This is a genomic window from Halomarina rubra (assembly GCF_023699475.1).
In the GTDB taxonomy this organism is placed as follows: domain Archaea; phylum Halobacteriota; class Halobacteria; order Halobacteriales; family Haloarculaceae; genus Halomarina; species Halomarina rubra.
In genome coordinates this window covers 973013-996096 of record NZ_JALXFV010000008.1, presented here as the reverse complement: position 1 = coordinate 996096, position 23084 = coordinate 973013, and the positions used below count along the sequence as shown (strand labels likewise).

Here is a 23084-nt window from a genome sequence, read left to right as displayed (position 1 = left end):
CGCGGTGCGTCAGACGGCGTCGCGAAGACGCGCCTGGCGCATGATTTCGAGCTGGATGAGGCCCACCGACACGGCCTCGCCCTCGCTGTTCTCCAGACTCACGGCGTCCGTGCTCTGGAACGTCAGTTTCTCGCAGGTCCCGCCCAGCGTCCGGTCATCGCCGTACAGTACGGTCTGAACGGCCGCCATGTCGCGAATCGCCTGTCGGCGGTTCGCCTGCGCGGCCTGCGGGTCGCCCTCGCGGACGACGAGGATTTCGACCTGGATGCGATACAGCTCGTACCCGCGATTCGTGTTCGCCTCGTCGAGTTGCGGGCTATAGCGAACGACCTCCGCGCGGGGCGTGCCGATGCCCGGGGGGCGGCGCTGCCCGAAGATGACCCACGGGTCGCCGTTCGCGTCGGTCGCCCAGTCGATGGCGGCCGTCTCGATGCGCGCGACGAGGGCGTCGATGCCGTCGTCGTACCACTGTGTCCAGTCGAACGTCACCGGTCGAACACCCCGCGCTGGCGGAGGACCGTCGCGCCGATGTCCGCCGCCCGGGCCTGAGTCTCAGCGACCGGCCCGGAGACGAAGTCGTGGGCTTCGGTGCCGTGCTCGGCGATGTGCCAGTAGACCCGGTCGAAGTCCATCCCGTTGCGCGCCGCCCACCGGGCGAGGCGAGGGTTCTCCTCGGGGGTCCACGAGCCGGGGGGATGCGGGCGACTCCCCTCCAGTAGCGGGCGGATGTAGTCCACCCCCCGCTTCCCGCCGGCGACCACCTTCGCCGGGCGCTGACTGTCGATGTCGCGCAGCCGGATGGTCTGTTTCGCCGCGCCCGAGGAGGTGGGGATCTCCCGGCGCAACCCGCCGGCGACGTCCTCCATGATGGCCCGCCGGACCGCTGCTCGGTGGCGGGGCCACTCGGCGATGAGTGTGTCCAGCTTCCGCTGTAGCTCGTCGTCGTCCCAGTCGAAGTCGACACTGATGCCGGGCATTAGAGGAGTCCCATCGTTCGCCCACTGTCGCGGTGGGCGCGGAGTATCCCGCGCACCTCGGCCGTCATCGCACTCGGGAGATTGACTTTCAGGTCGACGTCGTCTTGCTGGACGACTTGTCCCTCGCGCAACTGGGCGAGATTCGCCACCGTGTGGGCGACGAGTTTCTGTTCGGCCTCGGCGATGTCCGCGGGGGGCGTCTGATAGCCCCAGTCGAGGTCGATGGCGATGTTGCCGTACCCTGCCGGCCAGCGCGCCTCGCTGCCGTCCGTGCCGAGTCGGATAAGTTGCCCCGACGGCTTCGCGCGGTAGGTACTCGCGGCGAGCGCTTCGCCGTCGATGCGAACCTCACTGACTGACCGGACGGGCGAGGGGAGATACAGGATGCGTTTGCCCCGGGCACCACCGTCGAGCGTCACCGTGTCACTGGCGTGGTCCTCGAAGTCGCGGCCACAGAACTCGTCGATGCGGGCTTTCGCCTGTACCTGTCGCTTTTCGAGAAACTGAGTCCACTCCGAGGGACTGCCCTGAGTGGACAGCGAGAACGTATTGGCATCGCTTTGGACGTACGTGTCGGCTGCGTCGGGTGCAGCGTAGACTGTCTCGCCGCTACTGGTCTGTGGCATCATCCACCTCCGGATAGCCGTAGGCGTCCGCCCCGGCAGTCTGCCCGCCGAGGTGTTCATAACCAGTCATCGCAACGTTGTTCGCGTCCGTTTCGCGGCCAATCCACTCGAAGTGGCGGCAGTCCTCGTTGGGGCACTTCACGCCCAGGGCGATGTCGCCGCGGGCGTTCCGGCCTGTGGCGTCGATCCAGTGGACGAGGCGGGTTTCCCCGCACGGGCACTCGAAGTCAGCAGCCAGTTCGGGTTTGTCGAACTCGCCGATGGGGACCCCACACGTCCAGCGCTCACCGCAGTCCGAACACGTGAGCCGCAGGTCGTCGTGGAGGTATCCGAGTGCCTGTAACCGGTGTTTGACGGTGTCGTGGGCGGGTTCGCCACCACACTCGGGACACCGCGTGTCACTCGGGACAGGCTGGTCGGCGAGGTCGGCCATCACGCCACCTTCTCGCGAAGAGCAGTCCGAAGCTCCTCGGCCGACCCGTTACCGGCGACGTCGTCGTACTCGCCGGCGAGTGCCTGGAGCTGTCGGTAGCTCAGGTCAGCGAAGGCGTGCTCCTCGCCATCGATAGCGACGGTAAGGTCCTCGCTGGGTGGCGTGTCGTCCGACGACTCGCCGACTCGGACGAAGTCGTAGTTGTCGACGTAGTAGGCCGCGTCGGCGGCCGGGACGTCGACTTCCTCGCCAGCCTCGGCACGGATGTCCGCCGGGCCGCCCGTCAGCCGGGTGCCGTACTCGTTGCGAAGACGGACGGTGTCTGCCATGAGTTACGACCGCCCCCGAACGACGAGTGTCACGGTCTCGGTGGAGACGTCCGTGCTACCCGCGACTTCCGCGAGCGGGCCGGCGGTGGCGTTCTCCTCGAACAGCTTGACGGTGCCGTTGGTGGCGTCGTAACTGGGGACGTACCCCGACTCGGTCGCCCCGTCGGCGACAATGACTGCATCGAGGTGGTCGAGGCCGGCGTCGGCCGCGGTGAGACCCTCTCCACCGCTGGTGTACGACGAGTCGAACGTGCCGGTCATGTGGACCTCACGACGGATGCCACCGTCGTAGCCGGCGTCGTCGGTGGTGTAACTGATGCCCATCTCAGACCACCTACGGGGCCGCGACGTTGTTCGCGACGACGACACCCTGCTCGTCCATGATCTGGAAGTCGACCTTCGCGAGCATGTTGTAGAGCGTGTCGACGTCGTCCATCACGTTGCGCTCGGCGTCCTCGGTCTGTTTGACACGGAGGTCGTCCTGCACGATGTACAGGAGGTTGCTCATGGTGGTGAGCATGAGCTGGTCGTCGGGCCACCCCAGTGGCGTGAGGAACCGCTTGCCGAACGGTGTGGGTTCCTCGCCAGACATGAGCATCGCGTCGCCCGCGCCCGTCGAGCGGTCGGTGAGGTAGTTCTTGTAGGCGTCCTTCTGGTCGTCGCTGCCGAGGTAGACCAGCTGGTCGCTCCACGCGCGACTGTACTCCTCGGGGAGCGCCTTCTTCATCTCGTTGAAGACGTCCTTGTTGATGGAGGCGCTGGCGTGGTCGTAGGTGGGCGACCCGCGGTTGGCGGCGATGGTGAGCCACCCGTCTTCGATGGCCGCAAAGCCCGACCCGGACGTGTCTCCGTAACTCGCCAGCCGTTCGAGGTCGGCCCCGAACTGCTGGACGAACAGGCTCCGGATGGTCGTCTCCGGCGAGTCGATGATCTCGTTGTTCGACTCCCACGTCATCGCCCACGGCAGGGAGACCTTCGTGGTCGAGTACGAGACGTCGGGCTGGTTGAACGACTGCTCGCTGACCGAGGAGTTCTCACTGACGGCCTGGAGCAGTTCCGTCCCAACGGAGATGCGCGGGATGTCGCCACTGGGGGCGTTGACCGGCACCGCACGCGCCTGCGAGAGGACGTCGCTCTGTTCCTGGACGTCTTCGAAGAAGTCGGTGAACTGCTCGGGGGCGAGCGTCGCGCCTGCCGAGAAGTCGCTGCTGGTCACCTTCTGCATCGCACCGGCGTTCTGGCCGCGGGTGTCCTGCGCCGACATCAGTTCCCACCTCGCGGGGCGAAGGGACTCTTGTCCCACGTCTTGCCGGTCTGCTCGCCGTTGGTCGTGCCCTGGTCGGCCTGCTGGCTCACGCCCTGGGCGCTCGCCATCTGTTCGATGTTCTCGGCCATCTGCTGCTGGTTGCTCGCCAGTCGCTCGATGGCTTTCTCGACGTCAGACGGTTCGTCGCCGCCGTCGGTCGTCTTCTCGGTCTGTTCTGCCTCGCCATCACCATCGCCGGTGACGGCGGCTTCGATGCGCTCGATGCGCTCGTCGAGATCGTTGAATCTGGTTTCGAGTTCGTCGTTCATGGATGCCTCCGAACTGGAGGAGCCGCCCGTGCGGGGTTCCGCCCGCTCGTCAGAGTCCGTGCCGTACGCCGCGATGTCGAACGCGTCGTTGGGGTCGTCAGAGAATCGCGTCCGACCGTGGTCGACGTCCGACCGGTCGAGCATGTCGAGCGTCGCGTCGTGGACGGCCTTCGCACTCGTCACGTTCGCCTGCGAGAGCGTTCGGCCGTCTTTGGTGGTGCTCTGGCCCGTGCCGTCATCACCGCCACCCAGCCCCGCCCAGTCTTTCGCCCGCTGGACGAGGCTGCGTTTCGCCGCCTTGTGTGTCTGGAGATACTCCGCCAGCCGCCGGGCGTCCTCCTCGGAGTGCCCCCGGGCTTCCAGCGCCAGGCGGGCGGCGACGATGTTGTCCGTCAGCGCCGGCTGGGCCTTGCTGAGGCTGATGCTCGCGGAGTGTTCCTCGTGCGTCGCCCGGGGGACCGCCGGGTAGTCGACGTTCGACACTTCGAGGATGCGCCCGGCGGTGATCTCCCGGGCGACGATGTCTTCACGAGACAGCCCCGCCTCGTCGAGCGCCGACTGGACGGCGTCGGGGATGGCGACATCGTCGGGGAGCGTGCCCGGTTCGTGGATGACGCCCTTGGCAGTCCCGCCGATGGAGTTGCCACCGAGCACGCCGTCCCGGACGAGTGCCCAGAGGTCGTCGTCGGTGAACTTCCAGGCGGCGATCCACGTCCCCTCGGGATACTCCTCGTCGCCGAGCGTGACTGCCTCGTCGACCTGGTACTCGTCGGCGAGTTCGATGCCCTCGTCGGGGAACACCGCGTGCATCACTCCCGGCAGTGCGTCGCCCGACTCCACCCGCTCGGAGAAGTTCTCGCGCAGGCTGGCGATGGTCTCGGGGCGGACGAAATCGCCCTGGTGGTCGAGTTCGTTGGGGACCATCACCGCCCCGCGGGCGATGCGCTCCTCGTCGTCGAGTTTCTCGAACGGGACGTCCTTGGAGAACTCCCCTTCGGGCGATGCGTCTCGAAGCTGGGTCGGTGTGTCGGTCATGAAATCACTGGGTTAGAGGGTCCACGCGGGGGCCAGGCCGCAGCGACATTGCATCCGGTCGCTCAGTGGGAGCGACGGGTCGCCGGGGTAGCGCGCGCTGTTACCCGCGCCCGTGGTGAACGTCCCGCCGATAGGGACGGTCTGGTTGTCGGCATCTTCGTGCGACTCGCGAGTGCGTGGCCCGTCAGTCGCGAGCCACGTCTTGCCCGGCGCGCCCGCATCGGAGATTGAGGAGAGTGCGCCCCGATTTGATGCGGTGGTCCCACCGGTGCGGGCGGCCCGCTCGGCCTCGTAGCCTCGCATCATCGGGAAGACGTCGTTTTTGAGTGCGTCTTCGATGGCCGGCGCGCCCAGCCCGTCGTCGAACGCGTCACGGATGGCCTCGGTGACGTCGTCGGTCATCCGCTCGCCGACGGCGTCCGCCGCATCACGGGCCTGGCGCTGGAGTCGTCGGACGAGTGCGTCCCTCAGTTCGTCGGAAACGTCCAGGTCGTGGCGCTGGATGGCTGTCGCGCGGCCGGCTGCGGCGGCGTCTTCATAGAACGCCTCGTAGGAGGCTCGGAAACTCTCGCGATGGGTCTCGAAGATGCGTCCCAGCGCCCGCCGGAGCGCCCGGTCGCGTGCCAGCGGAAGTTGCTCAGTACCGAGCGCAGCGAGAATATCGTCATGCCACTCTTGGAGGACGTCGATGAACGCCTCGATGAACCGCTCCTCGGCTCGCTCCTCTGGTGGTGAGGCCTTCGTGAGGAGATGTCGGTTGGCCGCGCAAACGTCACACATCAGTCGTCGGCGCTGGTCGGGATGGCGTAGTCTGGCGCGGCCGCCTCTGTGTCAGCCTCGTCCACACTGTCGTCGTCGGTCTCGCCGCCCAGCGCGTTGCTGGCCGTGAGTTCAGACACCAACATGTTGCCCAGCGGTGCGCCCAGTGGTTCCTTCCCGATCTCCTGGCGCGCCTCGTCGACGGTCATCACGCCCGCCGTGCCTTCGATGCGGAGCTTGTCCACCTTCGCCTGTCGTTCTTCGTTCTCGCCGCCGTGGAGGTGGAAGTCGATGGTCCACCCATCCACACCGAGCATCGTCCGGTGGAGTGTCTCGAACAGGCGGGCAGCCTTCTGTTGCTGGCGGGGGCGAACCGTCGACTGGGCGAACTCCTGGCGCTGGGCCTCGGCGTTCGCATAGTTGACCGACTCCGTGCGGTTGGCGATAACCGGCGGGACGGCGTGCGCCTTGAGGATGTCGTGCTCGTTCTCCTTGCGGTACTCGATGAACGAGGCGTCCTCTTCGACCCCCACAGTGAGTGGTTCGATACGGAGGCTGACGTTGTGGGCGTCTTCGAAACTCGCCGCCGCACCCGAGACCGCTTCGAGGATGACGCCTCGATGACTGTTCTCGTCGGCTCGGAGGTCGTCGAACTTCGCTTCGAGTTCCGTCCAGGCATCCTCGGTGAGTTCACCCCCCTCGACGATGACGGCAAACCGTGGGATGGCGTCGTTTTCGAAGAACCGGACGTTGTACTGGCGGGCGGCGATGTCGCCCAGTAGCGTCTGCATCGCCGGGACGATGTCCGGAATGCCGTAGTGGGGCGCAAGCGCTGAGTAATTGCGCTCGACCAGCAGCTCGTTGGCCGGCGTGTCGACGTCGGCCACAGAAGAGCCGACCGACCCGTCGTCGGCGTCTATGAACACCTGCTTGTCGCCGAAGCGTGCGCCCGCCGGGGCGTAATAGCCCTCGATGATATCGGTGTCCGGGTCGACCTGCACGTAGCCTGGGTCGCCCCTGCGCTTGCGGATGGTATGAGCCGGGACGTGTGCAAGCCCCGTCGGCGTCGCGGTCGTGTCGTTGAGGAGGATCTCGATGGCCGAGTAGCCGATGGACTGGTAGTCGACTTCGGACTGTTCGAGGACAGCCGCCGGACTGGCGGGTTGCTCGTCCGGGCCGAGCTGGAACGTCGAATCCGCGCCGTGCCAGAACTCCCGGATAGTCTCCTCGCCAGGGGGCGAGTCGGCGTCGGTCTGCTCGTGCGGGACGATACTGAAGCCGTACCCCGAGACACCCTGGGCCTTGGCGTGGACACACGCCTTGTGCGTCTCCGAGCGTTCGAGCAGCAGTGCCAGATTCGTCGGCGGGTACGGTGGGGTGTACCACTCGACCTGCGTGTGTGGGTCGTCCGTGTCGTGTTGCTGGCTGGTGGTGGCTTTCTCAGTTCGGTCGTCGCTGTACTCCGGGTCGCGAAGTTTCGCCCACGCGTCTCGGCCGTCGCCACCGCCGAAGGTGCGAACAGCGTCGGTATCCTCAGTCATTTGGAAATCGCCTCAGGAGCGCAGTCGCGGTGGTGACCACGGGCAGCAGCGAAGGGGTTGTCAAGCGGGTCGCCACAGTCGGGGCAGGTGTCGCTATCGTGGTGCATGATTAGAAGGAACGGGCGAACGAGCGGTTGGTGTCCTGAGGAGTGCGGTGGCGCGCATCGGCCGCCAGTGCAAACGCGTCAACACAGTCATCGTGGTGGCCTTCTGGCGCGTGGTACCGGACGTTGCCAGCCTTGGTGACGTCGTACTCGAACAGTTGGAGTTCGGTCACGAGGACCGGGAGGTCGGGGATGGTGACTGCCTCCTGTTCGATCTGTGTGACGAGGTTCTCAACGAGCTGGCGTTTCCTCGGAGCGGTGAACTTTACCGGGCGGACGTTCACGCCTGCCTCGGCGAGGTCGCCGACGATTTTGTTGTCCCGGGAGGCGTCAACCGCGACGGTTCCGGGATAGGTGCCGGCCGCCGTCTCGACTCGGCGTTGGATCTGTGGCCACGAGACGTTTCGGAGGCGCTCGTGGTAGACTGTGATCCCTTTGCTGTCGAGCGTGTGGATGACCGTATAGTCCTGATGCCGGGCGAAGTCGACGCCCGTCGCATACGGCCCGGATCCCTCGGTCTCGTCGAGATGGTAGTCCTCGACGATACGGTCGCGGACTCGCTCGAAGACGCCCCCAGCGTCGTCGATGAACTCGGCGAGGTACTCCTGTTGAAAGACGCGCTCAGGGACCTCGTCACGAGCGGCATCGACCTCCGAGTCGGGGATGTGAGGATTGTCGTACGTAGGGGCCGTCCAACTCGCGACGTCGTCGTGATCGGGGGACTGGCCCCGCTGAAAGTAGTCGTGGAACCAGTTGCGCCCCCGTGGCGTCGAGATAGCCATCATCTTACCGAGCGTGTCCGAGAGCGTCGGCCGTAGGTCGCGAGTCCAGCGTTGCTTGCTCACCTGCGCGGCCTCGTCGATGACCAGTGCGTCCAGCCCGACGCCGACGTTACTGTCGGACTTCGTCGTGCGGAAGGCGATGCGTGCCCCGTAGACGAGGTCAATGTGGTAGGGTTTGGACTCCTTCGTGTCGGCGATGAGGCGGTCGGGGAGTGTGTCGAGGACGGCGTAGTAGCCAGGGTCGACGACTTCGTAACCCGGGCCGACCCACCAAACGAGGTCTGCCTCGGGGGCGAGCGCCTGGCCGACCAGCCACTTTGCCGCGCACTCAGTCTTACCCCACCGTCGGCCGCAGGCGACGATCTTGAACCGCGAGTCGTCGCTGAGAATGTCCTGTTGGCCCGGGTGGGGCGACCACTCCAAGCGGACCTCATCGACGGCGTTGGTTGTACTCATGTGTCATCGGCGAAGACGAGTGTCGCGCCGTCTCCCAGCTGGTCAATAGCGTCCGCCTTCTGCGATTCAGGGTCGTCCAGCACACCGGCGTCTTTCATCGCCATGCGGTAATCGCGAGTGTGGCCGCTCGCCACGTCGTTGAGGTAGTGGGCCACCTCGTCGGTGACCGGGCCGTGTTCGGCGACACCGACGACCTTCGTTCGCGACTGCCCGTCCTTCGCGAGTTCGCCGTGTGCCCGCATCGCCTGGAACAGGTGCATCACACCGAGCCGGACGAGGGCGTGGCCCGGCTCGTCCTCGGTGATGCCCCGCGGCTCGCAGTACGCTTCGACCTTCGCGTCCACCCACTCGGCCTGTGCGCCCGTCAGATTCTCGTACAGGTTCGTCGGGTCCGCGGTCGCGCCGTGGGTGATGGCGTTGCCGTTGCCCTCGTGACTCTTCCCATCGGGCGACGTCCCGCGATGCTGGCGGCACTTCCCCGAGTCGAAGTCAGTGCCCCAGCCCGCTGCACGACCACACGGGTCGCCGTCGCGGTTGGTGCCACCGTGGTCACCACACTCGTCGGCGTAGTTGCGGTCCTCCATGGCGTGTTTTCTACAGGGGCCGCTCAGAAGCGGCGAGCGCGTCGAGAGAAAGGCCGCTCAGTTCTGTTGCTGTGCTTCGACGACAATGGTCTTCGGGCTGGTCTTGAGCGTCATCACCGCCCACGTCTTCGCGGCCGTGTACGCCCCGATGGGGAACAACACGACCGTCGCCATGATGGCGAGACTGCCGAGGAACCACAGCGGCCCCAGCCACCAGCCCACGAAACAGAACCACACGACTCTGAGGAGTGCTCCCATGCCTGTCTGTCGGTGTACGAACAGATAACAGTTCGGGGCTATGTCGTGTCCGCGGCCGCCCCATCCGAGACGTCGCGCAGGGTGGTGCAGTTCGGGCAGGCGTGGACCGTGTCGTCGTTATCGCCCAGCACGCGGGCGTACTGCGTACTCACGGCGGCCGAACAGTTCTCGCAGATGGCAGTCATGGTGCGGAGTAGCGCCGGAGAAGTCGGAGGTAAACGTAGCCCACGATGAAGGCCGGGAGGATGGCGTAGGAGTGCTGGGGTGTGTGGGTGCCGACCGTCGCCAGCACGACGTCAGCGAGGGCCGTCGCGACTTCGACGACGCCACAGCAGTACATCACGAGTTCCCACGACGTCAGGCGATGGTCGTCGGTTGTCGGCTGGCGATGGCGTTGATTCGCGCCCGCATCGTCGGCGAGAGGCGGCGACTGACCACGGCGGCTCGGGTGGGCGCGGGCTGCGTGCGGTGCCGTCCCGTCTCGAACGCTCGTCCGTCGAGGCGAATCGTTGCTGTGTGTGCGTGGAACATCGGTCATAGCAGGAAGCGCGTCGCGACCCCCAGCAAGACACCCACGACGAGTGCGCCGAGGGCGTAGTGTGGTTCCTGGCGGACGTCCTCGACGATCTTCGCGTCCAGATTCGTCTCACCCGCCCGGCCGTAGACGGCGAGGGAGACGACGACCCCCACCAGCGAGAGTTGGTTGAGTGCGCCGGCCGCGAACCCCAGCGAGAGACCCATGCCAATGGCGTGCGTCTCGGCGTGGTTCGAGAGGAAGCCGTCGCGGTCGTGACTCGCCTCGGAGGCACTGCCGGCCTCGCGGATGAACTGGATGAGTTTCGAGAGCATCGTTAGTAGTTGTGTTGGGGGCAGGCCCACTCGTCGTCCAGTGACGCGGTTCGAGAAAAGCGAACGGCGTCACAGTCGGGGTGGACACACGGCTGGGCCGTCTTCGGCCCGACGTAGGCGGGTGGGTGGTGGGCCATCACTGCAACTCCGCGAGGTCCTGCATGTCGTGGGTGTTCGAAGCGTCCATCGGCTCGTAGCTAATCCAGTCGGGGGTCAGCCGGCGTACCTCGCCCGCCTCCACCTCCAGGGTGAGTATCCACCCGCCGATCTCCGTCGAGTGGCCCTTGCGCTTGCCGTAGGTCGTGATTCCCTTCCAGCAGCCCGCATAGAAACCCAGCACGCCCTCGGCTTTGGCGAACATGCTCCCGTGGAGGTGGCCGATGACGGCGATGGTCGGGCGTTCGCTCGCCGGGCGTTCCCGGTAGAGCGTCTGGAGTCGATAGCCCACTGTGTAGGGCTGGCCGCCCGACGGGTGGATGAGTTCGAGGTCGATGTCGTGCTCGGGGTCGAAGACAAACCGGGCCTGACTGTCCCCGGCGTAGATGAGGTCCTCGCGCTCGGCGGCGATCTGTTTACCCAGCGAGATGCCCGTCCGCCGTTTCAGCTTGTGGTCGTGATTCCCCTCGATGAAGATGGTCGTGATGCCCTCCCGCCGAGGGTAGTGCTCGATGACGTACTCGCGCAGACGCTTCCAGCCCGTCGCCTCGCCTTTGAGCGCCTCTGTATGGCCCTTGTGGACCTTCCACCCATCCGAGATGTCCCCCGCGTGGAACACGTACTCGATGTCGGGGTCCGCAGCCACGCGGTCGTAGTAGTCGTGGAGTTCTTCGAGGTGCTCGGCTGCACTCCCAAGATGCGTGTCGGAGATAACGCCGAACTTGTACCGACCGTCGCCATCACCGACGCGGAAGCGTTTGTCTCGCTCTTCGGGGATGAACCACCGCCGGGTGCCCTCCGCATCGAGTTCCTTGAAGTCGATGGTGTACCCCGACAGTCGGAGTTCGTCCAGGCGATTGCGGAAGACGTGCTCGGAGATACCGTAGCGGTCGCCCGCCTCGGTGAACGTCAGCCCACCGTGTTGGAGTGGGTGGACGAGTTGCTCGGCCTCGAACTCCACGCGGGCGGAGTCGTCCGGCTTGACGTCGTCGGCCTCGGGGTCGACGTCGGTCCCCTCCCGAACGTACTGAGAGACACTGGCGTCGTATTCGACGTCCTCCAGCGCCCGGGCGTGGTCGCGAACGGTCGAGGTGATGACGCCCAGCTCGTCGGCGATGACGTGCGGGGCGACCGCGCCGTCGTGGTCGTCGATGATGTCCGAGACGTCCTGCTGTCGTGGGGTGAGGTCTGTCATGTGTGTGTGCGCTCCCAGAGGCGGGTGAACTGGACGAGGCCGATACCGAACGCGAAGACGAACGCGATGGCGATGGCGAACGCCGCGTCCCCGGCGACCGAAAACCACGGCGCACCCGAGAGGAGCAAGACGACCCCACCCCACGCCGCCAGTTTCGCCGGCTCCCAGCGATAGTCACGCTTGGCGATGAACAGGAGGACGGCGAGCGCGACCAACAGCAAGCCGGCGACCAGCCCGATCTTGAGGGCGAGTTGGAGGTCCGCCGGCAGTGCGTAGCGACTCATTCGCTATCGTCCCCCCGCCGACCGGCCGAGAACCACTGCGAGTCGATGGAATAACCCATCACGACCAGCATGGCCGCCAGCAAGCCCAGGTAGAGATACCACGTTGGCGAGAACCCCGGGCGACGAACGTCGCTGACGACGACGTACACAAGCAGGGCGAACAGCCCCGTCACGACGAGGTTGTCGGCCGTCAGGACGTCGCGGACAGTCATTCATGAGTGGTGACGTCCCGCGCTGGGACGCGAAAGCGGGTACTGCAGCCGTCGACGGCGACGGTGTGGAACACTTCGGCGCGACAGTCGCCGACCATCTCCAGGGAGGTCTCGACGACCTCGCCAGTCCGGCGGCGGCCGCGGAACGGTTCGAACGTGACGATGCGCGGTTGGGTAGACATGGCTCAATCGCGTGTGTGGCGGGCCGGGGCGGAGAGGAAGCCGTCGGGGGATGACAGACGAACGGACGAGTGTCGCCCCGGCCCAAGTCCACCGCGAGTGAGTCAGTCGAGTTGTCGGACGTACTCTCGGCGAGCGTACGCCGTCGCCTGCTCGAAGATGTCGTGGTCTCTATCGGCGAGGTCCGGGCGCTCTTTGGCCGTCGCGACGACGTGCTTGAGTGCCGCCCGATTGACCGGCACGCCCTGGGCGAGCAGACAGTCGACGAGCTGGTCGGCGCGACGGACCGCCTCGCGTTTCGAGATCGTCAGGTCGGGGGCGTGGCCGTTGTTCGCCCCACACCCACCACAGTACGTCCGCGTCGAGTAGGTGCGCTGGAGGCCGTAGCTCCCCCGTGGCTCGGTGCCGACGACCTGCCCCTCGTCGTTGCGGACGGTGACCTCACCGTGGCTGTCGTGCGTGGTGTAGTCGTACCCGAGACAGCCCGCGCCGACGCGCTGGCGGCTTTCGAGGACGTTCCCCTCCGTGCCCAGCGAGTCGGTGTCGGTCGCAACGGTGTGGCCGACGCGTCGGATGCGCTCGAAACACGCGCTACACCACTCATCACTGTAGAAGACGAAGTGGTCGAACAGGTCGGCCGGGGTGATGCGCTCGCGACGCTCGAAGACGGCCGCAGTGGCCGTCGCTGACTCTGGCGTTGTGGACATTGATGACTATAAGGAGTACCACGCGATTCACGGGCGAATCCACGCGTGACAGTGGGGTGACGAACGAGTCGGCCGGCTTGTATGGTAGAGGGTGCTATTCGGATAAGAACATTCGGACGTGGGGGACTGAACGGGACAACGCTTAAGCCACCACGGCCCCACGGTCCAACCAGCCAGCCTACCCGCGGTTAGCTGTCGCTAAACTGTGTGTTGCTGTTGTTGTGTGTTTGTGTGTAGAGACGTGAGTGAAGTGAGTGAGTGAGTATTACGTAATACTGGCGAGTGTTACGTAATACTCAGGCCGAGACTTCGCCAGCGTCGCCGCACACAAACACAGCGAGTTTGTCCTTCAACGCCTCGACCGTCTCGCCACGCTGGTCGGCAGCGTAGGCGATGGCGTCCTCGTTAGCACTGACAAAAAGGAACCGTTCGTCGCCGATAGAGCGGTCGATGGCCGCCCGGTCGCACACTTCGTCAAGCGAGGGCGCACCGTCGGGGGTCGGAGTGTCTGCCGTCTCTGGTTCGGTGAAATCGTCGGTGAGCTGGGCGAGCGCCTCGTCGAGTCGCTGGAGTTGACCGTCGCGTCGCTCGTAGGCCTCGCGTTCGGCCTCGCGTATCTCGGCGACGATCTCGCGCACATCGTTGATTCGTTCTTCCTCACCTAGAAATCTTTCGCCCCCTTGGTAGTACGCACGGGTGAGGCGGTTGACAAGCGCGGAGTAGTTCTCCTCGTCGGGGATGAGGTCGGCAACCTCGGAGTCAAGACTGACACTCTTTCGCTCGCGGTCACTCATAGTCGCGTTCCTCCACGAGTTCGTGGTCGCGATCAAGACCCCACCGGCCGATGTGGGTGGCGTCACTCTCGAACGGGCCGTACTTGACGACGCGCTCCATGTACTGCTCTATCGTTCTGTCCTCGCCAACGCCCGCCGCCCACTGGACGGCGTCGCGAACGTTCCGGTGGGTGTAGACGGTGAACTCCTGAGCCAACAGCGCCTCGATAGCCTTGTTCGTCCGGCCGCTGACTGGCGAGGCGGGGGTATTCTCCATCCACTGGCGGACCTGTGGCGCGTCGCTCACGCGGACCACCCCATCGGAACCGCTTTACTGCTAACTGTGCTACACTGCCGTGCGGGCGTTACGCCCGTGGGCTTCGTGGCTTGCATCTCAAACCTGGCACGAAGTCCGGCCGACGCACCAACGTCGGCCTTTCTGAGAAGACTTCGTTGGTAGTCACTACCGTAGCCGGACGCTAAAACCTTGTGGGTCCGGCGATTACGCATTACGCGACCCCTCCGTAAGGACGCGACAGTACGAACACCACTCGAAGTGGTGGGCGACGGCGGCGGGGTCCTTCCGAGAGTAGTTCCCCGAGAACCGACACAGCGAGTCGTCGGGATCGTCGGGGTCGGGGGCGTGGAGTTTCCGCCGCCCGTTCGACGACCCACCGAGCAGGACGTGGTCGGCCATCACGCGAACACCTCGCGTTCGTCGGCGCGAGTCGACCCACATCGGCCACACCGTTCGTCGGTATCGAGGTTCGGCGTCTCGCGGTCGGGGCGTGGGGGCCACACCTCGGCGTCGTTGAGACACATCGAACAGAGCGGCATCACGCCTCACCTCCAATCGTCACGTAGTCGGGCGCGTGGCCCTCGTGACGCTCTTCGTGGCCACAGAGCAGCCAGTCGAGCGTGTGGCGGTCGTCGGTCTCGCCCTCGGCCTGACAGTCGGGACAGTACAGACGCCAGGTCATTCGACTATCACCACGCGGTCGCTGGCGGTGTCGACGAGCTGGTCGTCACCGAGGTCGACGAGCACGCGCGTCGCGATGACACCGCCCAAGTCGTTCTCGATGCGATAGCACGACTGGACGATGCCGGGTTTCGCGTCGGTCTCGCCGCCGTCCGCACTCGGGGCGGGCGTGAACTCGACCGCGCGTCCGAGGTAGGGGTGGCCGGTGTAGGGCACGCGCTGGAGGCCCATCACGCAAGCACCTCGTCGGCGGCGTGGATGGTTCGGCCACAGCCACAGCGGCGATGCCACGGGTCGTTGTCGGGCGTGACGGTCCGGCCACACGCCGAACACTCCAGAGGCCGGCGGGCGAGGGCGCTCACGCCTGTTCACCTCCCTTGCGCTCACCGAGTGGTGACAGCCCGAGGTCTTCGGGGCGGGCCTCCGACAGCGCGCGAACGTGCCGACTGCCCCGGCCGTCGGGTTTCGCCGCGACGTCGAGGCCGGCCGCTTCGAGACCGGCATCAAGCCCGCCAAACCGCCGCTGGACGGTGTCGGCGGAGACACACCCCTCGCCGAGTTCGTGTTCGCGCGGTGGCCGACCGAGTGCAGTCGCCCGGCGACGCAACGACCACGCGATCTCCCCGGTGGTGTAGGTCTCACGGTGGGGTGTGTACCCGGCCGCGCGGACGGCGTCGTTCCACGACCCGAACGCGGTCTTGAACGTCTCGGCGGCAAACGCGCCCTGGCGGTCCATCTCGTGAGACGTGGGGGTCCGACCGAGGTCGGCGGCGAGCGCCTCGAACGCCTCGATGAGTGTCTCGCGGTTCATCGCCCACCCCCCTCACAGGCGCGGATGTGTAACGGGAGGTTCTGGGTCGTCTCCTGACACCGCGGGCAGGTCATCCCGCTGTCGCTCTGTTGGTGCGAACAGCGCCCGGAGACGTGCGACTCGACGGTGTGTCGCGAAAACGGCGTGTCGGCGGCAAGGGCGTCGTAGTCCACGCCGTCCCGGCGGGCGTCACGCCAGCGGTCACACTGCGCGATGGAGACGACTTGGCGGGTGCTCATGCCAGCCCCTCCGTGCAGCCATAGCAGCGCTCGCCCGGGAGCTGACTGCGCTTCTTGCGCTCGCAGTTCGAACACTCCTCGGGGGCGTAGACGTCGGCCGTCGAGAGGCTGGTCTTGCGCCACTCGGCGCGTTGCTCGTCGGTCATGCTGCCACCTCTCTGAAGCCTGCAGTTCTATAGTCTGCAGTCTGCAGTCTGCAGCCCAACCCCGACCGATTCGGGGCGGCGTTCGCATACCTACTGATAAAGGCGGCGCCGAATCCTGTACTACGCGATTCGACCATGCACCTTATCTCTCGATACGGGGCTGTATTTCCACCGTGGCGAGTTAGTTATCTGGCTAGACGGTACTGCGATATCGGAGATATGGTTCTCTGGACGGAGATAACTGGTAAGCTTCGTTCACTCGTCGAAATCGGTGTCGCGGGGGTGAGGGGTGGTCGATGTCGCCTTCGACGTCCGTCCCCTCGGCCGAACTCCCCGACTGGTTGGTGAGCAGTGGTGGGGGACGACAGTTCGGGGAGCCCGGACACTTTGCGGCCATTACTGCCGGCATCCTCCTGTAGCTCCTCAGTAGCACGCTGGCGGAATTCTGCGGAGATGTGACTCACTGTGGTCTCGGTTCCACTTCGAATAGCTCACCGGAGCTCTCAGCGCCCCGGTTTCTGGCGGGTCGAGGAGGTGGTTCGTCGCGGACGGCGGCCGCTGGAACTCTCGAACTGGCGCAGATGTCGTTCGAGAGACATACTCGCCGTTCGACACCGAATGGATGAATCGCATGTCACTATACCCAGGTCGGGTCGCGAGTCGGGGTCGGGAGGGGGCGACTCACTCCTCGTCGAGGAGTGCGCTGAGAATCTTGCGCTCGCCGGTCCGGAGGTGCTGGTGGAACGTCGACGGCGAGATGTCGAGCGAGCCGGCGACCTCCTCGCCGGTGCTGTCGCGGGGCCACTCGAAGAAGCCGGCGTAGTACGCCGACTCGACCGCTGCACGCTGACGGGCGGTCAGTCCCTCGAACGCGGTCGGGACCGACTCGGTGGCCTGCCGTTCGTGCGTATCGGTCTGGCGCTGGGCGACGAGCGTCGCGTCGGGGTGGGCCGACCGGACGCTGTCGACGAGCGACTGGACGTCCGCCCCGCGTGGGAGGTGGACGGTCAGCCGGTAGGTTCCACCGTCGACGGTCGCCGACTCCACGGAACCACCCTGAGCGGCGACGACCGAGACGACCGGCGGCGAAGAGAGCGTGACGACGAACCGGTGGTCGTCGTCGTCGCTCAACACCTCCAACGAGGTCCACGCGTCGTCGTACTCGACCAGCGCCTGGAGCGTCGCGACGCCGGCGTCGCTCGTTCGACCGTACGCGAGGTAGTCGCCGCCGCTGACCGGGACCGTCCGGTCGAACGTTATCACCCCCGCTCCTTCACCTTCGGCGACGGCGACGTCGAACACGTCGCGAATCTCGAGGTCGAGTTCGACGACGTCGTCGCTCATCAGCGCCGCCTTCCGCTGAGTCGCCGTGATGGCGTGGCCCAGCAACGCGCCGAGCTGTTCGACGACGGCTCGCTCCTGGTCGCGGAACGCCTCCGCGCGTTCGGAGTAGACGTTCAACACCCCGTACAGCGTCCCTTCGTGGGCGATGGGCACCGCAGCCCACGTCTGGACGGTCCCTTCCGACGGTGCTTCGGTCCAGGTGGGCGACTCGGGGGCGTCACGACGCCGGTCGACCTGGATTGACCCCTCCCGAACCGCGCGCTCGAAGGCGGTCCCCGTGGCGTCGGTGTCGTCGCGGGCGATTCGGTCGAGCGGTGCGTCGGTGCCGGCGGCCGCGCGAACGGACATCTCCTCGGTGCGCTGGTCGACCTCGCCGATCCACGCGGACGTGTACGAGTCCGCGGCGGCCAGACAGGCACAGACCGTCGCTTCGAGTTCCTCGCGCGTCGGCTGTTCGATGACGGCCGCGGTGATGTCCCGGACGACCCCGTCGAGGTCGTCGAGCGCCGTGAGCTGTTCGAGGTGCCGCCGACGGTCGAGTTCGCCGCCGACCCAGTTCGACAGCAGTTCGACGAACGTCACCTCCCAGTCCGAGAAGCTCCCGGGACGCGTCTCCGGGCCGTAGAAACAGAACGTCCCGTACACGTCGCCGCCGACGACGACGGGCGCGCCGAGATAACAGGACAGTCCCCACTCGACGTTGCCGGCCCGTCCGGCGATGTCGGGAGCCTCCGTCTGCATGTCGCCGACCGCGAGCGTCCGACCGGTCGAGACGACCCGCTCACAACTCGTCGCCTCCAGCGGAATCACGTCTCCCGTCTCGATCTCGTTGACGGCCTCGGCGGCCATGTCGACCGCCTCGAAGACGTACCGGTCGTCCTCGACCCGAGAGAGCGTGGCGTACTCGGTCCCGACGACCTCTCGAACGATGCCGAGCAGTTCGTCGACCTGCTCCTCGAACGGCCGGTCGGAGCCGGCGACCACCTCGTAGGCACGTTGCAGCGCGTTCTCACGCTCGCGAAGCGCCCGTTGGCGCTCGATACGCTCGGTGACGTCGCGCAGGTAGACCGAGAGCCCGGACGAAGAGGGGTACGCCCGAACCTCGAACCACGACGTCTGTGGGCCGTAGTACGCCTCGAACGTGACCGCCTCCTGTGTCGTCATCGCCTGGCGGAACTGCGTTTCGAAGGGGGTGTCGACGAGCTCCGGGAACGCCTTCCAGAGGACCGTTCCCCGGTGGTCCTCGAGGAAGCGTTCGAGCATCGCTTCGGCCTGTTCGTTGAGGTACGTGAGCCGCCACCCCTCGTCGACGGCCACGACGGCGTCGGTGACCCGAGACAGCACGTCGGCCGTCGCTCCCTCCTCGAACGACAGCGGTGGCTCGTTCTGGTCACCCATCTGGCGACTCGACGACAGGGAGGTACAAAGGCGTATCCCTGGTCACGACGGCGTTCTGTCCTGTCGGAGCGCTCAGGTCACACCACCGCCACGCGGGTCGAAGCGCTCGTACTCGTCGTCGTCGACGATGGCGGCCAGGTGGTCGCCGACCGCCCACACGTCCTCGAAGGAGGTGTACAGCGGCGACGGACAGACCCGGACGACGTTGGGTGGGCGGAAGTCGACGACGACACCGCGGGCCTTGAGCGCCTGGCTGATGCGGTACGCCTCCTCGTGTTCGAGCGCGACGTGCCCCCCGCGTCGGGCGTGCTCGCGGGGGGTCCCGACGGTGTACTCGGCGAGTGCGTCCACCCGGTCGACGAGCGCGTCGGTCAGCGCGAGCGACTTCTCGCGGATGGCGTCGATGCCGGCCGCCTCGACGACGTCGAGCGCGCCCTCCAGCGGTGCGAGCGCGAGCAGCGGCGGCGTCCCGACCTGCCACGCGCCAGCGGTGTCGGCGGGCGTGAACTCGTGGTTCATCTCGAACTGCGTGGCCTTGTCGTGGCCCCACCACCCCGCGAGCGCGGGCGTCGTCCCGAAGTGCTCGCGGTTCACGTACAGGCCCGCTGGCGCTCCCGGGCCGGCGTTCAGGTACTTGTAGTGACACCAGACGGCGAAGTCGACGCCCACCTCGCTCAGGTCGTGGGGGACGACACCGACCGAGTGAGCGAGGTCGAACCCTGCGTACGCCCCGTGGGCGTGGGCCGCCTCGGTGATGCGTTCGACGTCGAGCAGTTGCCCCGACCGATAGAGGACGCTCGGCATGAACACGATGCCGACGTCGTGGCGCTCCAGGGCGGCCTCGACGTCGGCCGCGTCGATGGTTCGGCCGTTGCGGGACTCGACCGCGACGAGGTACTCCTCGGGGTCGAGGCCGCGCTGGCGCAGTTGGGCGGCGATGGCGTAGTGGTCGGTCGGGAAGTCGAGGTCGTTGACCAGCACCGCACCGGGGTCGTCCTGAGCGTCGGGACCGTCGCTCCCGCTGTCGGGACCGTCGCTCCCGCTGTCGAGGCCGTAGCCCTCGCTGTCGAGGAAGGTCCCGACGAGCGTGTGGATGTTGACCGTCGTCGAGTTGGCGACGACGACCTCGTCGCTGCGTGCGCCGACCAGCGGCGCGAGGCGCTCGCCCAGGTGCTCGGCGTAGCCGAACCACGGCGGGTCGCCGTCGGTCCAGCCCTCGATACCCCGTTCGCGCCACTCCTCGACGACGCGGTCCAGCGTCCGCTCGGCGTCCGTCGAGACGGGGCCGAGCGAGTTGCCGTCCATGTAGAGCGCGTCGGGGAGGTCGAACCGGTCTGCGAACGCCGCCAGCGGGTCCTCTTCGTCGCGCTCGCGAGCGGCCGCCAGCGAGTCGACGACGGGGTCGTCCATACCACCGCGTCGGGGGGCGGCGGGTTGAGGGTTCCGAGACGAGTGCCTCTCGGCGGTGGTCCGCTCGACGGGGCGACCCGATACGTAGTCGAACGTCCGATGGCGGTGTTGATGGTGCCGCCCCGTGAGGGTCGGCGCATGCGCGAGGAACTCGACCCCGAGGTCCGTACGGTCATCGACCGCATCGAACGCGAGGGCGTCCCCGAGTGGCACGCGATGGGCGTCGACTGCGCCCGCCGCGTCGAAGACGAGGTGTTCGGCGGCGGTGGCGGCCCCGAGATGGCCCTCGTCCGGGACCTCGCGTTCGCCGGCCCCGAGAGCGACGTCCCCGTTCGGGTGTACCGTCCGGAGACCGACGCCGACCACGCGCCGCTCCCGGTGCTCGTCTACTACCACGGGGGTGGCTGGACGCTCGGGACGCTCGACTCCATCGACGGCGCGTGTCGGGAGTTGGCCGACCGGGTGGGCTGTGTCGTCGTCAGTGTCGACTACCGTCTCGCGCCCGAACACCAGTTCCCGGCGGCCGTCGACGACGCCTACGCCGCGCTCCGATGGGTCGCGAACAACGCGGAGGCGTTCGGCGGCGACCCGTCCCGTGTCGGGGTGGCCGGTACAAGCGCGGGGGCCAACCTCGCCGCTGTAACCGCGCTCAGACTCCGCGAGGAGCCGGTCACCGACCTCGATATCGCCGTCCAGTTGCTCCTCTACCCCATCACGGACCACGCGTTCGACACCGACTCCTACGAGGAGAACGCCGAGGGCTACCTGCTGACGCGCGCGGACATGGGGTGGTTCTGGGGGCAGTACCTCCGCAGTTCCGTCGACGGCGCGAACCCCTACGCATCGCCGCTTCGAGCGCGCGACTGCTCGGGGCTCCCACCCGCGTGTGTCGTCACCGCGGGGTACGACCCGCTCAGAGACGAGGGGGCCGCGTACGCCGACCGACTGGCGGCCGCGGGCGTCGACGTCGCGCACGAGCACTACCCCTCGATGTGCCACGGCTTCCTGAGCCTCGTCGACGACGTGGCGGTCGCGGACGAGGCGATGGACACCGTCGCCGAGCGGGTCCAAGAACACCTCTGAGGTGGGTGGTCAGCGTCTCTCACGCAGTCGCTCCACGGCGTTTCTGGTCTGCCCGTCCACACGTCTATCCCGAGAGGCGTTCACTGCCGTTCGAGGGACCTGTGGGAAGAATCGCCGCGAGGTTGTTCGCGGTCAGAGTGCCTGTCGCAACAGGTGGCTGTCGGCGTACTCGACGAAGCGAGTCACCCGCCCGTCCTCGACGGTCAGAACGTGGGCGAACGACGCCTCGATGGTCTCACCGGAGTCGGCGGCTGTCGCGTCCACGGTCCCGGTGACGACGACGGTGTCGCCGGCGTCGAGGAACGCCTTCTCGACGAGGCCGAACTCCCGCCAGTCCTCGGCGAGTGGCTGGATGACCCCTTCCGCGACCGCCTGCGGTCCGGTGTACGTCCCCCCGTAGGGGCCGCCAGCGACGGCAACCCACTCGATGTCGGTCGCCCAGCCGGCCATCATTCGCTCCATATCGCCGTCCGCGAACGCGTCGTACAGTGTCTCGACCAGTTCGACGTTCGACCGTGTGGTAGTGCTCGACATGTGCAACCGTCTTTGGCGACGTCGTACGATAACGACGCTTGCTGTCGTCTGGACACGGCGTGTTCGACCGACCACGACGTGGCACCGAAGTCCACCGTGCTCAAAGAGACGCGTCGCAGTAGTAACAGGTCTCCCGCTCGGACTCGTTGCGCGCGCCGCAGTTCGGGCAACTCGTCTTGTCGGTAGGGTCGCTCTCGGTCGCGTCGTCCTCGGCTCTCTGTTCGAGGACCGCGACGACCATCGCCGCAGCGCCCACGATTATCGGACCGAACGCACCGGCGAGGAAGCTACTCATCCCGCCGAGCAACACGACCAGTCCGGCAGCGAACAGCGGGTCGTCCATGGTTCGACACGGGCGAACGCCAGTAAAAGTCAGTCGGTCTTCAGGACGTGGCAGTTCCGGCAGCGCGCCTCGTAGGACTCCTCCGCGCCGACGACGATGGTGGGGTCGTCGACGTGGGCGGGGTCGCCGTCGACGAGGCGCTGGTTGCGGGTCGCCGGTTCGCCACAGACCGTGCAGATAGCCTGGAGTTTGTCGACGTACTCCGCCAGCGCGGTGAGGTGTGGAACCGGCACGAACGGTTCGGCGCGGAACGTCTGGTCGAGACCGGAGACGATGACGCGTCGTCCGTCGTCGGCGAGGTGCTCACAGACGTCGACGAGCGTGGCGTCGAAGAAGTTCGCCTCGTCGACGGCGACGACCTGCTCGCCGTTGAGTTCGTCCGCGATGGCCCAGACGGCCTCCCCCTCGCTGTCGACGACGTGCGCCTCCCACTGGTGGCCGTTGTGCGACCCGATGGTCGTCTCCCCGTAGCGCTCGTCGAGTGCGGGCGAGAACACGGCGACCGACTGGCCCGCGATCTCGGCGCGGCGGAGGCGACGGAGGAGCTCCTCGGTCTTCCCGGAGAACATACACCCGGTGATGACCTCGACCCACCCGCTCCGCGTGATGGCGTGCATACTCGGAGGGGTCAGTCTCGGGAAAAAAGCGTTCTGACTCGGGACGTTCGTCTCGGCGGGAGTGACGGACCGCTGCAGGACAGAGACGGACGTTCAGTTACGCCCGGAGAGGTCTTCGACCTCGGGGAGTATCTCCTCGACGCCGCGCGTCGACTCCTCGGCGTAGGAGGTGTCGATCGGCCGGTCGGCGAGTCGCCGGCGTGGCGCTCGGGCGACACGGCGTGGGGCCCCACCGTCGGTGCGTGCGCGCGACCGCGTGGACAGTTCGGGAACGAGCGGCGCGTCGTCGGAGAGACTGGTTTCGTCTATCATAGCTGTGTGCAGGGGTCGTCGAGCGACCCGTTGCGTGCACATCACCTTACACA

At 66.7% G+C, this 23084-nt stretch carries 39 protein-coding genes and 1 pseudogene; 1 reads left to right on the top strand and 39 read right to left on the bottom strand.

Annotated elements, in window-relative coordinates; translation table 11 throughout:
- Positions 1-9: 9 nt before the first annotated feature.
- The 35 genes and pseudogenes from M1L36_RS20360 to kynU form a co-directional block, all read right to left on the bottom strand.
- Positions 10-489, bottom strand: a complete 480-nt coding sequence (locus M1L36_RS20360; protein WP_250875571.1) for a hypothetical protein — start codon at positions 487-489, stop codon at positions 10-12.
- On the bottom strand, positions 486-977 hold the full coding sequence (locus tag M1L36_RS20355) for a hypothetical protein (RefSeq protein WP_250875570.1): 492 nt from the start codon (positions 975-977) through the stop codon (positions 486-488). Before M1L36_RS20355 ends, M1L36_RS20360 begins: the two co-directional genes overlap by 4 nt.
- Positions 977-1603: a hypothetical protein gene (locus M1L36_RS20350; RefSeq protein WP_250875569.1), complete on the bottom strand. Its 627-nt coding sequence runs from the start codon at positions 1601-1603 to the stop codon at positions 977-979. The genes M1L36_RS20355 and M1L36_RS20350 overlap by 1 nt, the downstream gene beginning before the upstream one ends.
- Positions 1587-2036: a hypothetical protein gene (locus M1L36_RS20345; RefSeq protein ID WP_250875568.1), complete on the bottom strand. Its 450-nt coding sequence runs from the start codon at positions 2034-2036 to the stop codon at positions 1587-1589. Before M1L36_RS20345 ends, M1L36_RS20350 begins: the two co-directional genes overlap by 17 nt.
- Positions 2036-2365, bottom strand: a complete 330-nt coding sequence (locus M1L36_RS20340) for a hypothetical protein (protein ID WP_250875567.1) — start codon at positions 2363-2365, stop codon at positions 2036-2038. Before M1L36_RS20340 ends, M1L36_RS20345 begins: the two co-directional genes overlap by 1 nt.
- Before the next feature lie 3 nt (positions 2366-2368).
- The gene (locus M1L36_RS20335) at positions 2369-2689 is read right to left on the bottom strand and encodes a hypothetical protein (RefSeq protein ID WP_250875566.1); all 321 of its coding nucleotides are present in this window, start codon (positions 2687-2689) and stop codon (positions 2369-2371) included.
- Positions 2690-2699: 10 nt separating this feature from the next.
- Positions 2700-3674, bottom strand: a pseudogene (locus M1L36_RS20330) (phage major capsid protein); the annotation flags it as partial.
- Positions 3629-4975, bottom strand: a complete 1347-nt coding sequence (locus M1L36_RS20325) for an XkdF-like putative serine protease domain-containing protein (protein ID WP_305794573.1) — start codon at positions 4973-4975, stop codon at positions 3629-3631. The pseudogene M1L36_RS20330 and the gene M1L36_RS20325, both read right to left, overlap by 46 nt.
- A 12-nt stretch (positions 4976-4987) precedes the next feature.
- Positions 4988-5755: a phage minor head protein gene (locus tag M1L36_RS20320; protein ID WP_250875565.1), complete on the bottom strand. Its 768-nt coding sequence runs from the start codon at positions 5753-5755 to the stop codon at positions 4988-4990.
- The gene (locus M1L36_RS20315; RefSeq protein ID WP_250875564.1) at positions 5755-7275 is read right to left on the bottom strand and encodes a phage portal protein; all 1521 of its coding nucleotides are present in this window, start codon (positions 7273-7275) and stop codon (positions 5755-5757) included. The genes M1L36_RS20320 and M1L36_RS20315 overlap by 1 nt, the downstream gene beginning before the upstream one ends.
- 109 nt (positions 7276-7384) lie before the next feature.
- Positions 7385-8617, bottom strand: coding sequence for a terminase large subunit domain-containing protein (locus M1L36_RS20310; protein ID WP_250875563.1), 1233 nt, complete (start codon positions 8615-8617; stop codon positions 7385-7387).
- A complete protein-coding gene (locus M1L36_RS20305) occupies positions 8614-9201 on the bottom strand; it encodes a hypothetical protein (RefSeq protein ID WP_250875562.1) in 588 nt (195 codons plus the stop codon). The genes M1L36_RS20310 and M1L36_RS20305 overlap by 4 nt, the downstream gene beginning before the upstream one ends.
- Positions 9202-9258: 57 nt before the next feature.
- Complete coding sequence (locus M1L36_RS20300) at positions 9259-9459, bottom strand: YccF domain-containing protein (protein ID WP_250875561.1); 201 nt, start codon at positions 9457-9459, stop codon at positions 9259-9261.
- 38 nt (positions 9460-9497) lie between these two features.
- Positions 9498-9644: a DUF7563 family protein gene (locus tag M1L36_RS20295; protein ID WP_250875560.1), complete on the bottom strand. Its 147-nt coding sequence runs from the start codon at positions 9642-9644 to the stop codon at positions 9498-9500.
- A complete protein-coding gene (locus tag M1L36_RS20290; protein ID WP_250875559.1) occupies positions 9641-9802 on the bottom strand; it encodes a hypothetical protein in 162 nt (53 codons plus the stop codon). Before M1L36_RS20290 ends, M1L36_RS20295 begins: the two co-directional genes overlap by 4 nt.
- Positions 9803-9816: 14 nt before the next feature.
- A complete protein-coding gene (locus M1L36_RS20285; protein ID WP_250875558.1) occupies positions 9817-9990 on the bottom strand; it encodes a hypothetical protein in 174 nt (57 codons plus the stop codon).
- Positions 9991-9993: 3 nt separating this feature from the next.
- A complete protein-coding gene (locus tag M1L36_RS20280) occupies positions 9994-10338 on the bottom strand; it encodes a hypothetical protein (RefSeq protein ID WP_250875557.1) in 345 nt (114 codons plus the stop codon).
- Positions 10311-10445, bottom strand: coding sequence for a hypothetical protein (locus M1L36_RS21500; RefSeq protein ID WP_305794572.1), 135 nt, complete (start codon positions 10443-10445; stop codon positions 10311-10313). The genes M1L36_RS20280 and M1L36_RS21500 overlap by 28 nt, the downstream gene beginning before the upstream one ends.
- Positions 10445-11659 (bottom strand): metallophosphoesterase, encoded by a 1215-nt coding sequence (locus tag M1L36_RS20275; RefSeq protein ID WP_250875556.1) that lies wholly within the window; start codon positions 11657-11659, stop codon positions 10445-10447. The genes M1L36_RS21500 and M1L36_RS20275 overlap by 1 nt, the downstream gene beginning before the upstream one ends.
- On the bottom strand, positions 11656-11943 hold the full coding sequence (locus M1L36_RS20270) for a hypothetical protein (protein ID WP_250875555.1): 288 nt from the start codon (positions 11941-11943) through the stop codon (positions 11656-11658). Before M1L36_RS20270 ends, M1L36_RS20275 begins: the two co-directional genes overlap by 4 nt.
- Positions 11940-12155, bottom strand: a complete 216-nt coding sequence (locus M1L36_RS20265) for a hypothetical protein (protein ID WP_250875554.1) — start codon at positions 12153-12155, stop codon at positions 11940-11942. The genes M1L36_RS20270 and M1L36_RS20265 overlap by 4 nt, the downstream gene beginning before the upstream one ends.
- Positions 12152-12337, bottom strand: a complete 186-nt coding sequence (locus tag M1L36_RS20260; RefSeq protein ID WP_250875553.1) for a hypothetical protein — start codon at positions 12335-12337, stop codon at positions 12152-12154. The genes M1L36_RS20265 and M1L36_RS20260 overlap by 4 nt, the downstream gene beginning before the upstream one ends.
- A 102-nt stretch (positions 12338-12439) precedes the next feature.
- Positions 12440-13042, bottom strand: a complete 603-nt coding sequence (locus tag M1L36_RS20255) for a hypothetical protein (RefSeq protein WP_250875552.1) — start codon at positions 13040-13042, stop codon at positions 12440-12442.
- 296 nt (positions 13043-13338) lie between these two features.
- Entirely contained in the window at positions 13339-13836 is a 498-nt protein-coding gene (locus M1L36_RS20250) for a hypothetical protein (RefSeq protein WP_250875551.1), read from the bottom strand.
- Entirely contained in the window at positions 13829-14122 is a 294-nt protein-coding gene (locus tag M1L36_RS20245) for a hypothetical protein (protein WP_250875550.1), read from the bottom strand. Before M1L36_RS20245 ends, M1L36_RS20250 begins: the two co-directional genes overlap by 8 nt.
- Positions 14123-14317: 195 nt before the next feature.
- Complete coding sequence (locus M1L36_RS20240; protein WP_250875549.1) at positions 14318-14512, bottom strand: hypothetical protein; 195 nt, start codon at positions 14510-14512, stop codon at positions 14318-14320.
- Positions 14512-14652: a hypothetical protein gene (locus M1L36_RS20235; protein ID WP_250875548.1), complete on the bottom strand. Its 141-nt coding sequence runs from the start codon at positions 14650-14652 to the stop codon at positions 14512-14514. The genes M1L36_RS20240 and M1L36_RS20235 overlap by 1 nt, the downstream gene beginning before the upstream one ends.
- Complete coding sequence (locus M1L36_RS20230) at positions 14652-14795, bottom strand: hypothetical protein (protein ID WP_250875547.1); 144 nt, start codon at positions 14793-14795, stop codon at positions 14652-14654. Before M1L36_RS20230 ends, M1L36_RS20235 begins: the two co-directional genes overlap by 1 nt.
- Positions 14792-15025, bottom strand: a complete 234-nt coding sequence (locus M1L36_RS20225; protein ID WP_250875546.1) for a hypothetical protein — start codon at positions 15023-15025, stop codon at positions 14792-14794. The genes M1L36_RS20230 and M1L36_RS20225 overlap by 4 nt, the downstream gene beginning before the upstream one ends.
- Positions 15025-15156: a DUF1922 domain-containing protein gene (locus tag M1L36_RS20220; protein ID WP_250875545.1), complete on the bottom strand. Its 132-nt coding sequence runs from the start codon at positions 15154-15156 to the stop codon at positions 15025-15027. The genes M1L36_RS20225 and M1L36_RS20220 overlap by 1 nt, the downstream gene beginning before the upstream one ends.
- Entirely contained in the window at positions 15153-15605 is a 453-nt protein-coding gene (locus M1L36_RS20215) for a homing endonuclease associated repeat-containing protein (RefSeq protein ID WP_250875544.1), read from the bottom strand. The genes M1L36_RS20220 and M1L36_RS20215 overlap by 4 nt, the downstream gene beginning before the upstream one ends.
- On the bottom strand, positions 15602-15844 hold the full coding sequence (locus M1L36_RS20210) for a hypothetical protein (protein WP_250875543.1): 243 nt from the start codon (positions 15842-15844) through the stop codon (positions 15602-15604). The genes M1L36_RS20215 and M1L36_RS20210 overlap by 4 nt, the downstream gene beginning before the upstream one ends.
- On the bottom strand, positions 15841-15990 hold the full coding sequence (locus M1L36_RS20205) for a hypothetical protein (protein ID WP_250875542.1): 150 nt from the start codon (positions 15988-15990) through the stop codon (positions 15841-15843). The genes M1L36_RS20210 and M1L36_RS20205 overlap by 4 nt, the downstream gene beginning before the upstream one ends.
- A 681-nt stretch (positions 15991-16671) precedes the next feature.
- Entirely contained in the window at positions 16672-18732 is a 2061-nt protein-coding gene (locus M1L36_RS20200) for a bacterio-opsin activator domain-containing protein (RefSeq protein ID WP_250875541.1), read from the bottom strand.
- A gap of 72 nt (positions 18733-18804) precedes the next feature.
- Positions 18805-20142 carry a kynureninase gene (kynU, locus tag M1L36_RS20195; protein WP_250875540.1) on the bottom strand — a complete coding sequence of 446 codons (1338 nt, stop codon included), beginning with the start codon at positions 20140-20142 and terminating at the stop codon, positions 18805-18807.
- Positions 20143-20280: 138 nt separating this feature from the next.
- On the opposite strand from kynU, the gene lipP1 reads away from it, so the two are divergent.
- Positions 20281-21225, top strand: a complete 945-nt coding sequence (gene lipP1, locus M1L36_RS20190) for a LipP1 family hormone-sensitive lipase (protein ID WP_250875539.1) — start codon at positions 20281-20283, stop codon at positions 21223-21225.
- Positions 21226-21357: 132 nt separating this feature from the next.
- On the opposite strand, the gene M1L36_RS20185 is transcribed toward lipP1, so the two are convergent.
- From M1L36_RS20185 to M1L36_RS20170, 4 genes are all read right to left on the bottom strand, one after another.
- Positions 21358-21759 carry a nuclear transport factor 2 family protein gene (locus M1L36_RS20185; protein WP_250875538.1) on the bottom strand — a complete coding sequence of 134 codons (402 nt, stop codon included), beginning with the start codon at positions 21757-21759 and terminating at the stop codon, positions 21358-21360.
- A gap of 100 nt (positions 21760-21859) precedes the next feature.
- Positions 21860-22102 carry a hypothetical protein gene (locus tag M1L36_RS20180; protein WP_250875537.1) on the bottom strand — a complete coding sequence of 81 codons (243 nt, stop codon included), beginning with the start codon at positions 22100-22102 and terminating at the stop codon, positions 21860-21862.
- Between the two features lie 29 nt (positions 22103-22131).
- Positions 22132-22719, bottom strand: a complete 588-nt coding sequence (locus M1L36_RS20175; protein ID WP_250875536.1) for a thymidine kinase — start codon at positions 22717-22719, stop codon at positions 22132-22134.
- A 93-nt stretch (positions 22720-22812) separates the two neighbouring features.
- The gene (locus M1L36_RS20170) at positions 22813-23031 is read right to left on the bottom strand and encodes a hypothetical protein (protein WP_250875535.1); all 219 of its coding nucleotides are present in this window, start codon (positions 23029-23031) and stop codon (positions 22813-22815) included.
- Between the last annotated feature and the right edge of the window lie 53 nt (positions 23032-23084).

Excerpts from the sequence above, each read along its gene's own strand:
- M1L36_RS20355 (WP_250875570.1), bottom strand. The coding sequence starts at position 977 with ATGCCCGGCATCAGTGTCGACTTCGACTGGGACGACGACGAGCTACAG.
- M1L36_RS20350 (WP_250875569.1), bottom strand. The coding sequence starts at position 1,603 with ATGCCACAGACCAGTAGCGGCGAGACAGTCTACGCTGCACCCGACGCA.
- M1L36_RS20345 (WP_250875568.1), bottom strand. The coding sequence starts at position 2,036 with ATGGCCGACCTCGCCGACCAGCCTGTCCCGAGTGACACGCGGTGTCCC.
- M1L36_RS20340 (WP_250875567.1), bottom strand. The coding sequence starts at position 2,365 with ATGGCAGACACCGTCCGTCTTCGCAACGAGTACGGCACCCGGCTGACG.
- M1L36_RS20335 (WP_250875566.1), bottom strand. The coding sequence starts at position 2,689 with ATGGGCATCAGTTACACCACCGACGACGCCGGCTACGACGGTGGCATC.
- M1L36_RS20325 (WP_305794573.1), bottom strand. The coding sequence starts at position 4,975 with ATGACCGACACACCGACCCAGCTTCGAGACGCATCGCCCGAAGGGGAG.
- M1L36_RS20320 (WP_250875565.1), bottom strand. The coding sequence starts at position 5,755 with ATGTGTGACGTTTGCGCGGCCAACCGACATCTCCTCACGAAGGCCTCA.
- M1L36_RS20315 (WP_250875564.1), bottom strand. The coding sequence starts at position 7,275 with ATGACTGAGGATACCGACGCTGTTCGCACCTTCGGCGGTGGCGACGGC.
- M1L36_RS20310 (WP_250875563.1), bottom strand. The coding sequence starts at position 8,617 with ATGAGTACAACCAACGCCGTCGATGAGGTCCGCTTGGAGTGGTCGCCC.
- M1L36_RS20305 (WP_250875562.1), bottom strand. The coding sequence starts at position 9,201 with ATGGAGGACCGCAACTACGCCGACGAGTGTGGTGACCACGGTGGCACC.
- M1L36_RS20300 (WP_250875561.1), bottom strand. The coding sequence starts at position 9,459 with ATGGGAGCACTCCTCAGAGTCGTGTGGTTCTGTTTCGTGGGCTGGTGG.
- M1L36_RS20295 (WP_250875560.1), bottom strand. The coding sequence starts at position 9,644 with ATGACTGCCATCTGCGAGAACTGTTCGGCCGCCGTGAGTACGCAGTAC.
- M1L36_RS20285 (WP_250875558.1), bottom strand. The coding sequence starts at position 9,990 with ATGTTCCACGCACACACAGCAACGATTCGCCTCGACGGACGAGCGTTC.
- M1L36_RS21500 (WP_305794572.1), bottom strand. The coding sequence starts at position 10,445 with ATGGCCCACCACCCACCCGCCTACGTCGGGCCGAAGACGGCCCAGCCG.
- M1L36_RS20275 (WP_250875556.1), bottom strand. The coding sequence starts at position 11,659 with ATGACAGACCTCACCCCACGACAGCAGGACGTCTCGGACATCATCGAC.
- M1L36_RS20270 (WP_250875555.1), bottom strand. The coding sequence starts at position 11,943 with ATGAGTCGCTACGCACTGCCGGCGGACCTCCAACTCGCCCTCAAGATC.
- M1L36_RS20265 (WP_250875554.1), bottom strand. The coding sequence starts at position 12,155 with ATGACTGTCCGCGACGTCCTGACGGCCGACAACCTCGTCGTGACGGGG.
- M1L36_RS20260 (WP_250875553.1), bottom strand. The coding sequence starts at position 12,337 with ATGTCTACCCAACCGCGCATCGTCACGTTCGAACCGTTCCGCGGCCGC.
- M1L36_RS20255 (WP_250875552.1), bottom strand. The coding sequence starts at position 13,042 with ATGTCCACAACGCCAGAGTCAGCGACGGCCACTGCGGCCGTCTTCGAG.
- M1L36_RS20250 (WP_250875551.1), bottom strand. The coding sequence starts at position 13,836 with ATGAGTGACCGCGAGCGAAAGAGTGTCAGTCTTGACTCCGAGGTTGCC.
- M1L36_RS20240 (WP_250875549.1), bottom strand. The coding sequence starts at position 14,512 with ATGGCCGACCACGTCCTGCTCGGTGGGTCGTCGAACGGGCGGCGGAAA.
- M1L36_RS20235 (WP_250875548.1), bottom strand. The coding sequence starts at position 14,652 with ATGCCGCTCTGTTCGATGTGTCTCAACGACGCCGAGGTGTGGCCCCCA.
- M1L36_RS20230 (WP_250875547.1), bottom strand. The coding sequence starts at position 14,795 with ATGACCTGGCGTCTGTACTGTCCCGACTGTCAGGCCGAGGGCGAGACC.
- M1L36_RS20225 (WP_250875546.1), bottom strand. The coding sequence starts at position 15,025 with ATGGGCCTCCAGCGCGTGCCCTACACCGGCCACCCCTACCTCGGACGC.
- M1L36_RS20215 (WP_250875544.1), bottom strand. The coding sequence starts at position 15,605 with ATGAACCGCGAGACACTCATCGAGGCGTTCGAGGCGCTCGCCGCCGAC.
- M1L36_RS20210 (WP_250875543.1), bottom strand. The coding sequence starts at position 15,844 with ATGAGCACCCGCCAAGTCGTCTCCATCGCGCAGTGTGACCGCTGGCGT.
- M1L36_RS20205 (WP_250875542.1), bottom strand. The coding sequence starts at position 15,990 with ATGACCGACGAGCAACGCGCCGAGTGGCGCAAGACCAGCCTCTCGACG.
- M1L36_RS20200 (WP_250875541.1), bottom strand. The coding sequence starts at position 18,732 with ATGGGTGACCAGAACGAGCCACCGCTGTCGTTCGAGGAGGGAGCGACG.
- kynU (WP_250875540.1), bottom strand. The coding sequence starts at position 20,142 with ATGGACGACCCCGTCGTCGACTCGCTGGCGGCCGCTCGCGAGCGCGAC.
- lipP1 (WP_250875539.1), top strand. The coding sequence starts at position 20,281 with ATGCGCGAGGAACTCGACCCCGAGGTCCGTACGGTCATCGACCGCATC.
- M1L36_RS20185 (WP_250875538.1), bottom strand. The coding sequence starts at position 21,759 with ATGTCGAGCACTACCACACGGTCGAACGTCGAACTGGTCGAGACACTG.
- M1L36_RS20180 (WP_250875537.1), bottom strand. The coding sequence starts at position 22,102 with ATGGACGACCCGCTGTTCGCTGCCGGACTGGTCGTGTTGCTCGGCGGG.
- M1L36_RS20175 (WP_250875536.1), bottom strand. The coding sequence starts at position 22,719 with ATGCACGCCATCACGCGGAGCGGGTGGGTCGAGGTCATCACCGGGTGT.
- M1L36_RS20170 (WP_250875535.1), bottom strand. The coding sequence starts at position 23,031 with ATGATAGACGAAACCAGTCTCTCCGACGACGCGCCGCTCGTTCCCGAA.